Origin of the sequence: Nonomuraea sp. NBC_00507 (assembly GCF_036013525.1) — a bacterium.
Classification (GTDB): domain Bacteria; phylum Actinomycetota; class Actinomycetes; order Streptosporangiales; family Streptosporangiaceae; genus Nonomuraea.
Window position 1 is genome coordinate 1,596,674 of sequence record NZ_CP107853.1, and the last position, 14,824, is coordinate 1,611,497.

At 67.3% G+C, this 14,824-nt stretch carries 14 protein-coding genes; 1 reads left to right on the top strand and 13 read right to left on the bottom strand.

Going from position 1 to position 14,824, the window contains the following annotated elements; all coding sequences use genetic code 11:
* Positions 1–13: 13 nt before the first annotated feature.
* From OHA25_RS08155 to OHA25_RS08215, 13 genes are all read right to left on the bottom strand, one after another.
* Positions 14–1,174 carry an RCC1 domain-containing protein gene (locus OHA25_RS08155; RefSeq protein WP_327586969.1) on the bottom strand — a complete coding sequence of 387 codons (1,161 nt, stop codon included), beginning with the start codon at positions 1,172–1,174 and terminating at the stop codon, positions 14–16.
* Positions 1,175–1,815: 641 nt separating this feature from the next.
* Positions 1,816–3,984 (bottom strand): BTAD domain-containing putative transcriptional regulator, encoded by a 2,169-nt coding sequence (locus OHA25_RS08160; protein ID WP_327586970.1) that lies wholly within the window; start codon positions 3,982–3,984, stop codon positions 1,816–1,818.
* A complete protein-coding gene (locus OHA25_RS08165) occupies positions 3,981–4,430 on the bottom strand; it encodes a pilus assembly protein TadG-related protein (RefSeq protein ID WP_327586971.1) in 450 nt (149 codons plus the stop codon). The genes OHA25_RS08160 and OHA25_RS08165 overlap by 4 nt, the downstream gene beginning before the upstream one ends.
* On the bottom strand, positions 4,427–4,849 hold the full coding sequence (locus tag OHA25_RS08170; RefSeq protein WP_327586972.1) for a TadE/TadG family type IV pilus assembly protein: 423 nt from the start codon (positions 4,847–4,849) through the stop codon (positions 4,427–4,429). Before OHA25_RS08170 ends, OHA25_RS08165 begins: the two co-directional genes overlap by 4 nt.
* The gene (locus tag OHA25_RS08175) at positions 4,846–5,253 is read right to left on the bottom strand and encodes a TadE/TadG family type IV pilus assembly protein (protein WP_327586973.1); all 408 of its coding nucleotides are present in this window, start codon (positions 5,251–5,253) and stop codon (positions 4,846–4,848) included. The genes OHA25_RS08170 and OHA25_RS08175 overlap by 4 nt, the downstream gene beginning before the upstream one ends.
* A 5-nt stretch (positions 5,254–5,258) precedes the next feature.
* On the bottom strand, positions 5,259–5,450 hold the full coding sequence (locus OHA25_RS08180) for a hypothetical protein (protein WP_327586974.1): 192 nt from the start codon (positions 5,448–5,450) through the stop codon (positions 5,259–5,261).
* 24 nt (positions 5,451–5,474) lie between these two features.
* On the bottom strand, positions 5,475–6,365 hold the full coding sequence (locus tag OHA25_RS08185) for a type II secretion system F family protein (protein WP_327586975.1): 891 nt from the start codon (positions 6,363–6,365) through the stop codon (positions 5,475–5,477).
* A complete protein-coding gene (locus tag OHA25_RS08190; RefSeq protein ID WP_327586976.1) occupies positions 6,362–7,237 on the bottom strand; it encodes a type II secretion system F family protein in 876 nt (291 codons plus the stop codon). The genes OHA25_RS08185 and OHA25_RS08190 overlap by 4 nt, the downstream gene beginning before the upstream one ends.
* Complete coding sequence (locus tag OHA25_RS08195; protein ID WP_327586977.1) at positions 7,234–8,388, bottom strand: CpaF family protein; 1,155 nt, start codon at positions 8,386–8,388, stop codon at positions 7,234–7,236. The genes OHA25_RS08190 and OHA25_RS08195 overlap by 4 nt, the downstream gene beginning before the upstream one ends.
* Before the next feature lie 257 nt (positions 8,389–8,645).
* On the bottom strand, positions 8,646–9,320 hold the full coding sequence (locus OHA25_RS08200; protein WP_327586978.1) for a hypothetical protein: 675 nt from the start codon (positions 9,318–9,320) through the stop codon (positions 8,646–8,648).
* A gap of 38 nt (positions 9,321–9,358) precedes the next feature.
* Positions 9,359–9,973, bottom strand: coding sequence for an SAF domain-containing protein (locus OHA25_RS08205; protein WP_327586979.1), 615 nt, complete (start codon positions 9,971–9,973; stop codon positions 9,359–9,361).
* A gap of 80 nt (positions 9,974–10,053) precedes the next feature.
* Complete coding sequence (locus OHA25_RS08210; protein WP_327586980.1) at positions 10,054–10,386, bottom strand: hypothetical protein; 333 nt, start codon at positions 10,384–10,386, stop codon at positions 10,054–10,056.
* A 524-nt stretch (positions 10,387–10,910) separates the two neighbouring features.
* Complete coding sequence (locus OHA25_RS08215; protein WP_327586981.1) at positions 10,911–11,408, bottom strand: hypothetical protein; 498 nt, start codon at positions 11,406–11,408, stop codon at positions 10,911–10,913.
* 999 nt (positions 11,409–12,407) lie between these two features.
* Between OHA25_RS08215 and OHA25_RS08220 the strand changes: the two genes are divergently transcribed.
* Positions 12,408–14,798 (top strand): BTAD domain-containing putative transcriptional regulator, encoded by a 2,391-nt coding sequence (locus OHA25_RS08220; protein WP_327586982.1) that lies wholly within the window; start codon positions 12,408–12,410, stop codon positions 14,796–14,798.
* Positions 14,799–14,824 lie beyond the last annotated feature (26 nt).

Consider the following 14,824-nt stretch of genomic DNA (forward strand, 5'->3'; position numbering starts at 1 on the left):
CCGACGGGCCGAGTCACTCGGTGGTCGTCAAAGCGATGCTGAACGCGCTCAGCGCCGATCCCGCCGCGACCGCTTGCACCCCGGACAGGCCAACTACCAGCACGGGCGTGCTGCTGTTGGCGAACGTGCCGTTGCCGAGCTGGCCGTGATGGTTCAGCCCCCAGGCCAGCGCAAAACCCTGTGTGGTGGCCGCGATGCTGTGGTTGAGGCTGGCGTTGATGTCGACCACGGCGGACAGTCCGCGGACCCGCACGGGCAAGTTCTGGTCGGTGGTCGTGCCGTCGCCCAGTTGGCCGTACCGGTTGAACCCCCACGCTCGCGCGCTGCCGTCGGCCAGGACCGCCAGGCCGTGGGCGCCGCCAGCGGCGATATCGACGGCGTTCGTCAGCCCGGTGACCGGCCTCGGGTCGGAGCGGGTGGTGTTGGTGCCGTCGCCCAGCTGACCGGACTTATTCCGGCCCCACGCGCTGACCGTCCCGTCGGCGTGCAGCGCCATGCTGAACTCGCTGCCGGCGGCCACGCCGGTGACGTTCGTCAGGCCCCTGACCGGCGCCGGGACCCGGCGTACCTCGGTGGTGTCGCTGCTGCCGAGTTGCCCGCCGTTGTTGGATCCCCAGGCCATGACCGTGCCGTTCGCGGTGACCGCGAGGCTGTGCCGGTTGTTGGCGGACACCGCCTTGGCGTTGGTCAGGCCCTGCACCCGGACCGGGGAGGTCTGCACGGTGACGTTCGTGCCGTCGCCGAGCTCGCCGGAGCCGTTCCAGCCCCAGGCCAGCACGGTGCCGTCCGAACGCACCGCGAGGCTGTGGTCGCTGCCGGCCGCGACCGCCACCACGCCGGAGACCCCGGGGACCGGCGCCGGCGTGCCGCGGTTGGTGCGGGTGCCGTCGCCGAGCTGGCCGAATCCGTTGCTGCCCCAGGTCACGACCGTACCGTCGGACTTAAGCGCGATCACATGGCCGCGCCCGGAGTCGACCGCGACGACGTCGATCAGCCCCGGAACCGGAGCCGCCAGGAGCCGTTCCGAGGTGGACCCGTCGCCGAGCTCACCGTAGCCGCCGCTACCCCAGGCCGAGACGCCGCCAGGCGTCGTGGCGGCGCCGGCCGACCCGGTCAGCCCAAGCCCACCAACCACGATCGCCGCCGCGACAGCACTTAGCACGCTACGTAACACGGTGATCCCCTTCTCTTGGACGTGAGGAGTGAGCAAGGTCACCATAGAAGCGCCGACGCTCAGTGCTCGGATTCGGTAAGGAATCGGTAATCAGCCACCGCGACGGAAATCGCGACACAGGGTTGATCCGCTCCACAACTCGACGCTCGGACCGCGACTGCCGCGGCGTGACGCCAGTTCACCTGATGGTGCCAGCAGCAGCCGCGGGGATTCTGGCGGGGGACGAGCCAGGGAGCCAGGCGGCGGATCCGGCGCCGTATCCAGAGCTTCGGACCGATCATGCAGGCCGGATCCCGGATCTCATTGGGGACGGGCAGGCGGGCGACTTTGACCACCTCATACGCCCAGTGCTTGATCCACTCACTTCGTGCCGGCATGAAACGCCTCCGTGGCCTTGTCTGTCTGCCCTGGTCAGGCGCGGAGAACGGTGAGAGGCCACCGGTTGCCGCGACGGCCGTGTCGATGACGGTCCTGGCGTCGTGTTCTCGCGCAGTATGCGCAGGAATCCAAGAGTCGCTGCTAGGGATGCTGCCCTTCGCGACTTGCCTGTGGCATGGCTAGGCGGGAGGCGATATTGCGGGGCTTATCCCCTGGTCGTGTAGGTGCAGGGCCATGGACAGCATGGCTTCGTCGGTGAGAACTTATGCACGCATGGCGTCGACGCGCCGGCTGGTGAGTTGGTGATACAGCTTGGTGGTCTCAGGGTGCGGCTGGCCGTCGAGGCTGACCTCTTCTATGTGGCGTAGGCATTGCTGCCAGGCGGCGTGGACGGCGGCGAGGTTGCCTGCGGCGTGTTCGGCGCGTAGCAGCGCCCGCCACAGTTGTTCGGCGGAAGGGTCGGCGGCCAGTCCGTTTCGGGCGGCCCGGGCGGCGGCTGCGGGGTCGTCGGCGATGAGTTCGAGGTCGGCAAGTTCGGCGGCGGTGTCGACGATGGCGGCGCGGATGGATTCCAGCAGCGCGGTCTCCAGCCACCAGTAGTCGCACCCGGCCAGGGCAGGGCCGCGTACCAGACCCAGGGCGGTGCGGAGTTTGTCCCGGTCGGCGGCTTCGGCGAGTTGCTGGAACTCGGCCCAGTCCAAGGTGACCTCGTGTAGGCGATACAGGCCGTTTCCGGTATGGAGGATGTGTTCTTGCCCGTCGTGGGCGGGCCCGAGGCGGCGGCGGGTGCGGGTGATGTACTGGCGGACGCTGTCGGGTGGTTTGGGGGTGTCTTCGTCGGGGCCGAGGTAGGTGCCGAGTTGATGGTTGAGCAAGCCGTGGGGTTCGTGCAGGGTCAGGACGAGAACGAGTTCGGCCTGTTTTGGCTGCAGGGGTTCTCGCGTGCCGACGATGGTGAACGGCCCGAGGATGCGCACGTCGATGGTGGTGTGGCCGTGCTCCGGTGGGGGTGAGGTGTGGTTTTCGGTGTACGGCGGGGTGTCGGGTTCGACGTCGTCGACGCGGGTGGCGATGCCCAGAAGCATGGAAATGTCATGGAACGTCTCGGCGGGAAGCATCGGTGGTCGGACCGCCGGACCATCGGGGCGGATGTGCATGGTGGATGGGCGGGCTGTGGTGTCGAAGACCAAGTGGGGCAACGCTCCGCTGGGTACATCGGCTGGCAGGAGCGCGGCGCTTGGTCGGTCGCGAAGAAGGCGGCGGAGTTGCTCCAGTTGGTCGTCGGCGGCTGCGTGAACGCTGATGAGCAGCGTGGGCTCGAGGGCGTTGCCCTCGGCCAGTAGGTCCAGGGCGTCGTGAACGGTGGTGCAGCTCAGGGTCGGGCGGATGTAACTGGAAATCTCGGGCAGGCCGATGAGGATGATGCGGGCCCAGGGCGCCCAGGTGCTGGTGGTCGCCTCGATGGCGACCCCGCGAAGGTAGGCGGCGATGCTTTCGGCGTGGCCGTGGCAGGTGATGACGCCGCTGACCTGGACTAGCAGTCGTCCGCCGTCGTCGGTGAATCCAGCCGTCACCAGGGGTGGCGCTGCCGCCCGTCGTTGTGTCGGCACAGCATTGGCGGGGTGATCGTGGAATCGCCAGCGTCCCTCGCCGATGTGGGTGAACGCTGCGCGCAGGTCGGCGGTGGGGTCGGTGAGGACGTCGAGGGTGTCCTGGGTGAGGTGGATCCCGGTGATCTGTGTTGGAGCCGCGTGCCTGCCCTGCGATTCGGACAGGGCGTTCAGCGCTGCGGCCAGGCGGGCGTCCGCTCGGGTGGCCGGGATGCTGATGCGGCGCAGATCACGTTCCAGGCGTTGCACGGTCGGGTCGGTGGGCAGTGGAATGCGCTGGCCGGGACGCCGGTGCTGGCGTTGCTTGTGGCGCAGGTGCGCCAAGGTGACGAACGCGCCGCCGACGAGCGCGCCGGTCCCGAACGCGACCGGCATCTCGACCGGCAGAGGACTGGACGGCTGTGCGTCCACCGTCACCGGATCGTCATGCACGTGGACGACGACTGCCGCAGGTGCAGGGGTGGCGGCGAGTGCTGTGGTGGAGGAACTGCCGATGAGCACCACCGCGGTCACCAGGTTGGCTACCAGCCGCTGCACGCCCGCCAGGCCGGGCACGCCCGGCGTCCGCCGTCCGGTCATCCGGGCGAAAGTCTCCAGTACGGTGGCCAGGGCAAAACAGGCCCAGCCTCCCCAGCCCATCAGCCGGACGACGAGCAGGAGCAGACTGCCGTCGTCGCGCGCCAGCAGCCGCTCGATCAACGCGGGCAGACTGGGCAGGTGCGCCGGCCATGGCGGCCCCGCCACCACATGCAGCGCGATCGGTATCCCGATCAGGAGCACCAGCAGAATCACCAGAGCGGCCAGGCCGCGTACGATCCTCACGGCCGATTCCCTTCTTCCACCCCGGATACCAACTGCGCCCGCGCGGTGCCGGACACCTCCAGGGAGGTCACCCCGAACGCAGACAGGAACAGCGTGGGTGCCTGGATCCGCACGGTGACCTCGATCGCGGTGGGCGAGACCGCCCGGACGGTGCCGCGTTGTCCGGCCGTGGTGAGGTAGTTCTGTGCGGCGCGGATCGCCGTAGCCTGGTCCACGGTGAATCCGTTGTCTCGGGTGCGGCCTGCCAGCGCGGCACCGACGTCGACCTGGCCGGCGGCGGCGCGTGCGGCCTCCTCGGCTATGGCGGTGGCCTGTCGAGCGGTGCGGAACTTGGCGCCGCCATCGATCACCAGCCCGACCAGCGCGGTCAAGGCGATCATGAAGATCACCGCAGCGAGCGTGATCGATCCCCGCTGGCCCGTTTCGCGATAGCGGCTGCGTCTCATGGAGTGCCCCGGAATGGATCGACGGGCGAGGCAAAGGTTGCGGTGACGGTCACCGTGCCCGGCATGCCGGGTAGCAGGAGGCCACTGAGCGCGACGTCACAGGTGACGTCGGCGTTCACGGTCGCGTTGGTGCCGATGGCGCGCGACAGGCCGGAGGCGTCTACCTGCACTGTCGGTGAACAGTCCAGTCCTTGCTGGACCAGCGTGTCGGTGGCGCTGGCGGTGGCCGCGGCCTGCGCCTGGGCGGGGTCGCGGGCGATGGAGGCTTGGCGAGCGGCATCACGCGCCGCCGCTTCCACCGCGCTGTGCGCGAGACCCACCCGGCCGGCCGCGATGGCGAGGGCGAGGATCGCGACGAGCGCGGGAGCGAGCATCACGGCTTCGAGAGTTGCGTTTCCACGTTCCCGATGGCTGGTCATGGCCGCTCCTGTGGGGTGGTGAACTGCTCTCGTGCGCCTCGCGCGGTCTGCGAGATGGACAAGCGCAGCGTCGGTACGAAGGACGGCACGCTGCCCTCCACGCGAACCTCGATGTCGGTGGCTGTGGCGTTGACCGTGGCGGTGGGTTGGTTCAGGAAGCCTTGTCCGGTGGTGCGGGCGAAGGCGAGCGCGGCCTCGCGGGCCGCCGAGGGGCTGGCCTGATGGGTGCGCGCCGCGCGGACTCCCTCCTGGGCTGAGGACAGCGCAGCGTCGCGGGCTAGGAACCACAGGCATGCTTGCGTCACAAGGGCGAGGACCAGCAGCACCGCCGGGAACATGATGACCATTTGGAGGGTGACGCTCCCGCGCTCACGCTCGCACGGGAGCGGTCGTGTGGCGGACATGGCCGTTACTGGATTTGGCTGGAGAATCGCTCGATCGCGGCGATGATGATGGCGATCGCGGCGGTGGCGGCGCCGAAGATCAGCGCGGCCCAGACGATCTGCTCCAGCGTGACGTTGCCCTTGTCGGAATGGCTGCGGGCCTTGGCCAGCCGGTCCTTCAGCAACGCGACCACGGTGGTCCAGTACTGGTGGTTCATCGTTGTTTCCTCTCTTGTCGGGATCTAAGGGGCGATCAGGCGGAACGCGACGGGGAAGGCGAGCAGCAGCAGGAAGGCGCTACCGAGCAGGGCGATGGGGATGACCATGGTGGTGGTGCGGGAGTTGGCGTGGGCACGGGCCTCGCTGAGGGCGGCGGCGCGCATGGATTCGGCCTTGGCGGTGAGAGTGTCGAGGATCCGGGCGCCCTCGTTGCCGGCGAGCTCGGCGATGTCGGCCAGGTCGGCCAGTTCCGGGACGCCGATCTGGTCGGCCAGGCGTGCCAGCCCGTTCCAGGGCGGTGTCTGGGCGCGACGTGCCTGGTCCAGGACACTGGCGATGCGGGTGAATGCCCATCCCTGGGAGAGACGGGCGGCGCTTTCCAGCGCCTGATTAGGCGCGGCGCCGGCAGCGCGTTCGAGGGTGACCAGGTCCAGGTAGGCCGCGATGGCGTGGCGAAACTGCTTGCGCCGCCGTGCAGCCTCGGCACGGACGACGTAATCAGGCGCGAACGACAACGCGAGTCCGAACAGCAGGCTGCCCACTGCAGGGAACGTCCAGGACAGGTCGGGGATCAAGAGGAAGACAATCAAGCCGAGCAGTTGCGGGATGGCCAGCCCTACCAGCAGGCAGAGCAGCTTCTGCGACAGGAAGTAACCGGGGGTGCGCCTCAGCAGGTCCAGGTCTCGGGTGGGCACCGGGATCCGGCCTGCAAGCTGAGTTGTCAGCCAGCGCGCCAGCTTCGTGCGCTCTTCACCGTCGGTTTGCGGGCGGGGAAGTCCGCTGATCCGATCGGTGATGTCGTCCAATTGGGCAAGTGCGGCATCCAGGCGCGGCGGCGCGGGCAACATCTCGCGCGCCAGCAGCGCCACGCCCAGCCCCGCGAGCGCCCCGGCCAAGATGACGGCTGGATTCACCGACCCTCCCTCTTCCCTTCGGGATTCCCGTCGGAGAGGAACCGGCCGGACAAGGTGTTGGTGGCGCCCAGGCGGTGAATCCATCGCAGCCCTGCCGCGTACATAGCGAGCACCGCCGCGAGCACCAGCTGGCCGACCAGCGTGGAGTAGGGGGCGACGTAGTCGCGAGACAGCACGGCAAAGCCGGTGAAGGCGATCAGGAACACGGTGATCCAGCGGACGGTGGTGCGGCACTGAGCGCGTTCGGCTTCGATCTGTCGGCGATTGGCGACCTCGGTGGCGACCATGCCGGCCAGCCCCGTCAGCACCTGGCGAAGGCCCTGGCCACGGCGTTCGGCGGCAAGGATCAACGCTGCGGCGATCCGGTCGCCGATCGGGTCGTTGAGATCGTCGGCGAACAGGCGGAGCGCCTCGCCCAGCTCTACGCGCATTTCCACCCGCCGCCCGAGAGCTCGTACCTCGGCGGCGATGGGATCGGGGGCGTTGCGGGTGCCGCTCATCAGCGCGTGTTCCAGGCCACGCCCCGCGGCCAGGACGTCAGACAACCGGCGGGTCCACCGCTCCAGCGCGTCCATCCGGTCGATCACCGCACGAGAGCTGCGGCCCGACAGCAGCGCAGGCAAGGTCATCGTGCCGATACCCGCGCCGATCCCGGCCACGGGCCAACGGGTCAAGGCAAGCACTATGACTCCCATCCCTGCCGCGATCAACAGGCGTCGCCGCAGGTGCGGGGCAGCCAACCGGCGAAGCCGCTCGGCCAGGGGCGAGGGTGGTAGACCGGGGCGCGGCGTCCGGCCTACCACCCCCACGACCAGCGCGACCAGGCCGCCGATCAAGGCGGCACCGGCGAGTGCGGCCAGCAGCGCGGTCATGACCGACCTGCCGGAAGTTGATAGACGGGCGGCCACATCTCCAGCGCGCTGGCGTCGAACCCGGCCGCGATCAGCTCGCCCAGGCACTGCGGCGTCGTCGCCGGCACGGCGCGCCCGTCAGGTCCGGGACGGTAGATGAGATTGTGAGCAGGCAGGATCGTGTCAGCTGGCTCCATCACCTCCATGACCTCGGAGACATAGCGCTGATTGGTGCGCCGATCACGGCGCATGTGCACGACGAAGTCCAGCGCCATCCCAGTCAGCAGGTGGACGGTCTCCGGCGGCATGGATAGACCACCACGCAGGGCCAGGATGAGGATCCGATTGAAGATCTCCTGAGGACTGTTGGCGTGGATGGTGGTCAGCGAGCCTTCCTGCCCCATGTTCATCGCCTCCAGCATGGGAATGATCTCGGTCGAGCGGACCTCGCCCACAACCACCCGCATGATGTTCATCCGCAGCGACTGGGGGATGAGATCCATCAAGGTGATCGCGCCATGCCCCTCGCTGTTGGCTGCGCGAGACTCCAGCGGCACGACGTCGCGGTGTCGGTCGGGAAGCTGGTGGAAGTACAGCTCGTACTCGCTTTCCAGGGTGGCGATCCGCTCGTCGGGCGGGATCTCGGCGGCCAGCGCACGCAGCATCGTGGTCTTGCCGGCATTCACGCCGCCGGTGACCACGATGTTCTTGCGCGCCCGCACGGCAGCGGCGAGGAACGATTGGAGCCTGTGGTCGATGGAGCCGAGGTGGCGCAGCTGGGTGAGGGTGACGTCTTTTAGGCCGTGCCTGCGCAGCGACAGGTGCGGTCTCGTGCTGACCGACATCACCGCGCTGACGCGGATGTTGTCGCCGAGCGTGCTGTTCAACAAGGGTGAGGAGGCGGAGAACTCGCGGGCGGTCATGCCACCGTGAATTGCCCACAGCCGGATCTTCTCGATGAGCTCTTCGTCGGAGTTCGCGATGGGCGGGCCGGCGACTTTGGAGCCGTCGGCGTAGGTGATCCAAATCTGATCACAGCCGTTGACGTCGATATTCTCCACGTTTTCGTCGGCCAAGTAGTCGGTGAGCACGCCGAGCCCGAACCGTTCGTCCACCACCGCCTTGACCAGCCGCTGTTGCTCGCTCACCGACGGCGCGGCGAGGCCCAGCACGACCTGGTCCTGCGCCCACCGGCTTACCCCGGCCTGGATGAGCCGCATCGCCTCGTCGCGGTCGATGGCCTCGTTCAGCTGCTCCGACAGCTGACCGCTGATCCGGCTGACCGCAGCGCGAAAGGCATCGTCGTCCATCGTGTGGGGCTCGGCTCGGTAGCCCAGTCCGTCCGGGAGCGTGGTGCGGTGCGGCTTCTGGGCCCACACTTGCTCGGCATGATGCTTGCCGCGGCTCGGCCATCCCCCCGTATCGGCCCTCATGCCGGGCTCCCCTCCAAGACGGGTTGCCTCATCTGCTTGACCAGCCGAGCAGCGCCGTACATCAACGGCGAGCGGCCGAAATCACGACGAGCCGGACGTCCATCGGACAGCACGCCAGCGGCTGTGTGATCCTCCCTGATCTCCGCCAGCACCGGCAGCCCCAACACGCTGCTGACCGTGCGCTTGTTGTACGGCCCCTCACCGACCAGGCACAACCCGACCGGCGCTTGAACGTTCGCGCGCAGCAACGCATGCAGCCGAGGGCGCGCGGCGGCGATCGAGCGGAACGTCGGACGCAACACCATGACGACGAACGCGGCCTCGGTGAGCAGTGGATACGGCGTGTCCTTGCCGCCGATCCGCCCGATATCGGCGATCACGTCAAACGGGGCGTGCGTGAACAGATCCCGGATCACGCCCCACGCGCCGTCCAAGTGCACGGCCTGACCAGGATCGGACAAGCCGGGTAGCAAACGCCGTTGACCGCCGGCGTCGAGCGGGATGAGCTGCTCCCACACGATCTCCGTCGCCTGAAGCAGCCCCACCGACCCCACCAGGTCCGGCCTGCCGGCCAGCATCCCCGACAGCACCACGCCGCCCGCCGGGTCACACTCGGCCATGACCACGGGCACCGGCCAGCACAGCGTCGCCGCCAGCGCGGTCGTCGTCACACCCGGCGAGCCGCCAGGAGAGATCAACGTATACAGCGTCATCTGGTCCTCCGTGAGGTCAGCACCAGGGCGATGCGTCCAGCCGCCGCCTGCTTGGCCATCTGCGGGCCGCCACTTTCGGCCATGATCAGATCAACCACCACCAGCCCATCGGTGGCATTGGAGGCGCCGACCCGGTCGACGACCGCGCTCAGGGGAGCGTCAGTGAGGCTGGGGTCTTGGTCGGATACGGCCTGACCGTCGCCGTTCTGGGGAGGGCGGGCCGGGTCCGGAACGACGATCATCTGGACGCGGTCCCCCGTACGCAACCCGCGGGCGGGCAATTGGGAGGGCTTGAACGCCACCGGTACCAGTGCCTCGCCGCGCTTCGGCGACAGCTGAGTGGTCACCGAGGCAGGCCCGAGGAGGCTGCCCTTGGGCAGGTCGACCGCCGCGACGCGGCCCACCAACTGCTGCAGCTGGCGCGAGGGAACCGTGGCTATACCGGGCTCGGCGGAGATCTTGGCCTCGGTCAGGTCGGCCTGGCCAAGTTGCTCGCCAATCGCGATGTTGCGGGCCGCCACCAGCACGGATGCGCGAGTGTCCAGCGAGGTCACCAGGTAAGCGGCTAGCAGGGCACCGAGCGCGATCAGCGCGATGGCGAGGGCGATCATGCCGCGGCGGCGTTGGCGCGGCAGCCGTGGCGGCGCAGGCGTGGCGGATCGTTGACGAGATTGCGTAGCCATCGCTGGCGTCACTTTCCAGGAGTGGGAACGGTGACCAGGGCCTGGCCCTCAGCGACACGCACGCTGACGCTGGTCGTGACGGTGACCGGCGGGAGTTGACCACCAGTGCCGCCGGATCCGGTCCACGAGGCGTACCAGATCACCGAAGCGGTCACCTTGTAGGCTTGATTCGCGAGTCCGGCCGAGGAGCGCGGGTAGGTGACGAAGCAATCGCTGTTCTGGCCGTCGGCCGCAAGAGCAGGGTTGAAAGGGGTCCCGAGGCTCGCGCAGGAGCGCTGCCGATCGCCATTTCCGGGCTCCAACCGGATCTCCCGCGGAGTAGCGACGACCTGCGCGAACACTGGGCCAGCCTGGACACGGCGCGTGATCGGGCGGCGCTGAGAGGGCGCAACCCAAAACCACACCGGACGCCCGACCAGTGCATCGGATCCCTGCGGCGGGGCCGTCTCGATCTGCGGTGTCGGAGGCCGTAGCTCACGCATGGCCCGCTGAGCGAGCTGCTCCGGGGTGACGGCAGGCTGTGCCTGCTGGTCGCCGTCCCCCGCGTCAGGCGTGGGGACGAACTCGACCCGCGGCGCCTGTCCAGGGCATTCCACCCGGAACCAGGAACCGTTTGCCGCTCCTGCCCGCACCGGTTGATTTGCGGTGTTGGTGACCTCAGTACGCGTGCAGGCGGTTCCCGGCCTGGCTGGCTGTGCCGGCCGCTCCTGCCGCCGACCCGGACTGCCGGGTCTCTGGTCACGGAACCCAGCGCGGACGTCCCATCCCCACGGCAGCGCTTTGGCGCCTGTCTCAGCGCGTGGAGATGGCGTAGGACTCGCCGTCGCCGTACCAGCACTACCAAAGGCGACGAACGCGGCGGCGATTACTGCTGCGACGAAGCGGGGCTGCATGGTTCCTCCAGCTGCATCACAGAGGTCAGACGCCAACGACCGTCGGAGCCGCGCTTGAAGTCTGCGGCCACGTGCGTGCGGGAACTGCCGAGAGTCCCGGGGATGAGTTGGTGCGTTCTCCGGTCGGCCAGGCCCGCTTTCGAGAAGTCCAGGCAGTCGTGCAGGGAGGCCGTGTTCCCGGGGCCCAGCGTGACGCGCATGATGTGGACGGTGGGCTGGCCGTACGGCTCCTGATTCTCGGCCTGGTAGGTGCCGATCTTCTGCACCTGCTCGTCGAGGAACTCGCCGGCAACGTATGGGGCGAGGAGCTTGCGTGCTTGGGCTGCGGGGGCCTTCGCTGCCTCTGCCGACACGGGCCAGAAGTCCGTGTAGACCTCGGCGATCGCGGCCTTGATGTCGGAGGTCTTGGAGGACGGGACCTTCGTCGTCAGAGGCGGAGCAGTTGGTGGTTGGGACGTTGGGAGGTCCACCTGGCCGTTACCGGCGGAACAGCCGACGATTGATACGGCCAAAAGGGCTGTTGTTGACATGGTTAAGAGCTTTATGCTGGGCCTCGCATTCATTTGTACTCCCGAGAGAAGAGGCGGGGAGCTAACTAAGGCCGATTTTGGAAGCATCGTATAGCCAGCTCCAAAATGAGTTGAACGTCCGAATGCCGTCGGGGAATTCAGCTTTCTCTTCCTGAGGGCAATAGTGCTATGTCGATTCCGTCAAGGCATCACCTCACTTATGCCGGGCACCCATTGCACGAGGTGTGACACCGGGTTGACCTGCATAAATAAAGGGCCCTTTCGTAATCCATGAGAACTTCGTACAGGCGGCCATTCACCAACAACGCGGATCCTCCGTCAGGTCCGTCGACATTCTCCGATGGCCGCATTCACGCGCTCCTGAGCAGCCGCCGCACATACGGCCAGCCAACTCCTTGCCTTGCATCACCACCGCTCAGGGCGCTTCTGAAGCTCGATGGGCTCGCCCTGGTCGACCACGGCCTTCGGTCTTGGGTCGAGAAATGATGCCCTCCGGAACGCGTACGGTGAGGACCGGCTGGTATGCAACGGATGGGTCATGACTATCTCCCGGCGCGAGAAAAAGGGATCGCCCGGATGTACGACTCCTCTCGGCGAAGGGTTCGGTCGCCGAGGAAATCATGCCCATCTGTTCTAGATCGGCAGCAGGGCGACGACGCTCTTGGTCGGCCGGTTGTCGCCGATGTCACAGGTCATGCAATCGTCGTGCCCGAGCATCGGGCGTATCCAGATCCACTGTTGGACACGAGAGGATGACCAGTGAGAGACCTATACTCGCTCTTTTCGGATGAGATGTGGCGGATAGAGCAGGATCGTAATGATCGGCTATTGCCGGACGCGCCCCAACAGTGTCTTCAATGCCGATCTCGTAACCGGTTTCGAAGCACCAGACCGATGATCCTCCTCCGCCGTCTGTTCGCTCTCGTAGCACTAGTCGCCATGATCGTAGGACTGCCGCTGCTGCTCTACTCCATGGCCGGATCGCCGATACCCGACCGTCTTCCCGAACCGGACCAACTGCTCGATACGCTGGCTAGAAGGGACGACGGCTCGCTCCTGATCGGCGCGTTGAAGTACCTCGCGTGGGGTGCATGGGTCTCGCTCATGCTGAGCACGTTCGCCGAGGTCATCGCCCGGATACGGGGCTTCTCCCCCGTACGCTCCCGCCTTGGAATGCGGCGACTGGCCGCCTACCTGATCACTGCGGCGACGGCTACCCTCAGCACCTCGCCCGCCATGGCGGCACCAACGGCGCCATCGACGGTGGTGGCGACCGCGCCACACCACCCCCCGACACCCGACGTCTACACGGTCAGGCCTGGTGACACCCTGCGGGAGATCGCAGATAAGGAACTGGGCAGCGCGTACCGATGGTCACAGATCTGGAAACTCAACGCTCACCATCGCCAGGTGGACGGTCGCGTGTTTTCCGATCCCGACCTGATCCGCCCCGGGTGGAAGCTTCGCCTCCCACTCGCCAAGAAGCCCGAACAGCCTCGTCGTACGGTGACGCCTACCCCCAGCGATCGCCCCCAGCCCCGCACGGAGCGCACTCCCCCAGCCTCGGCACCTGCCATCGGGGACGACTCGCAGGCAGGCACCATGATCCGTCTTCCCTCTGGCTCCCTCGTAACGCTGGCTTACCTAGCCGGAATCGGCACCGCGTTGGCGGCCTCCAGACTGCGACGTCGCCGCACGCGCCGCCGCCCAGCACCGACAACTGAGCCAGCCGCCCAACCGAGGCCGGAGCCAACAGGAGGCGAGAGCCGCCAAGCGTACGCAAAGCACAACCAGCCTGTCCCCAACGACCGCGGCTTCCTCAGCCAACAGAACGTAGGTCTTGAGGCCGCCCCCCATCACCTGATCCTTGGTTATACCCCTGAAGGAACTCCGGTTCGAGCTCCGCTATCGAGCCTGAGCCTTGGGCTCACCGGGCACGGCATCCACGACGTAGCCGGGTACTTGGTCAACGACCTCCTCCGACAGGCATCTACCTCCCGGACCGAAGTGGTCATGTGTACCGGTGTCGCCGAGTCCTTGTACGGACCGCAGTCAGCCCTCGCCAATGAATCGCTCCCTGGCCTGATCCTCACTGAGACGCCTGCAGCAGCCTTCAGGAAATTTCAGGAGAAGTTGTTCACGCATCGCCGCACGATGCTGGAACGCGAAGTGGATGCTCCGGCTGCAATTCCCGAACGGGATCCCGGCGAAGCGTTACCGAGCGTGGTGCTGGTCACGGAGCCCGACAACGAGCTGTACACGAGCGTCGGAGCGCTGCTGGTGTCCAATCCCAGGGCCCGCTGCGGCGTGATCGTCCTTGGCGAGTGGCCACCCGGAACTACCTGCCGGCTCGGACCGGGGTTCAAGGTGATCAGCGCTGAGGGACCCCTTGCCGAGGACTTAACCGGCGTGGAGCTGTGCCATCTGACGAGCGCGGAAGCCGTTGAGCACCTTGGCCAACTCGCCGAGCCACGGTCAACACCCGCCGGGGAAGGACTCCCGGTAGCACAGAAGGTGTGGAAAGGACCGGAGCTGATACGGCTCTCGATTCTCGGACCGCCACTCGTCCAGGTTCGCGATCGAGCTCAACCGCTGGAGTTGAGCTGGTTGCAGCTCAACGTGCTCGCTTACCTGGCCCTCCACCCCGAGGGAGCCACCAACGCCCAGCTGACCACCGCACTATGGCCCGACGAAGTAGGCAAGGATCTCCACAATGCCCTGCGCCACCTTCGGGAAACACTGGTCAGCGCCACGAGATACGAGAACGCCTGCGCCAAGACCGCGCCCTTCATCAGCGCGTCGACTACCAAAAGAACCGCGGTCTACCGCATCGACATGCGACTGATCAGCGTCGATCTCCGCGACTATCAGGCCGCCCTGAACGAACTCAAGGCGGCGCGAGACGACGAGAGCCGGCTGGCCATCCTGACCAGAGCCGCGGAGCTCTGCCGCGGTGAGTTGTTGAGCGGCGTGGACGCGGAATGGGTCGATGAGCACCGATACGCCCTGACCCGTTCACAGGCAGACACCCTCACCCGCCTGGCAGCCCTTTGCGAACACGACGATCCGGAACGCGCCTTGGACGCCTTGGAACGTATCCGCGTCCTGGAGCCGGGCGTCGAAGAGAACTACCTGAAGATCGTCCGGATCCAGCTCCGCCTGGGACGTGATGGCGATGCCCGCCGTACGGTCGAGTTACTCCGACAAAGCCTCCACGAGCTCGGGCTTAGGTCCAGTCCCGCGACCGAACGAGAAACAGCCCGACTCCTGGACGTCACCCCTACGGGAACGACACCCGAAGGTGGGCCAGTTCGGCGCCGACGACGTTGAGGTTGTCTCTCGGCTGCTGCGCGCAG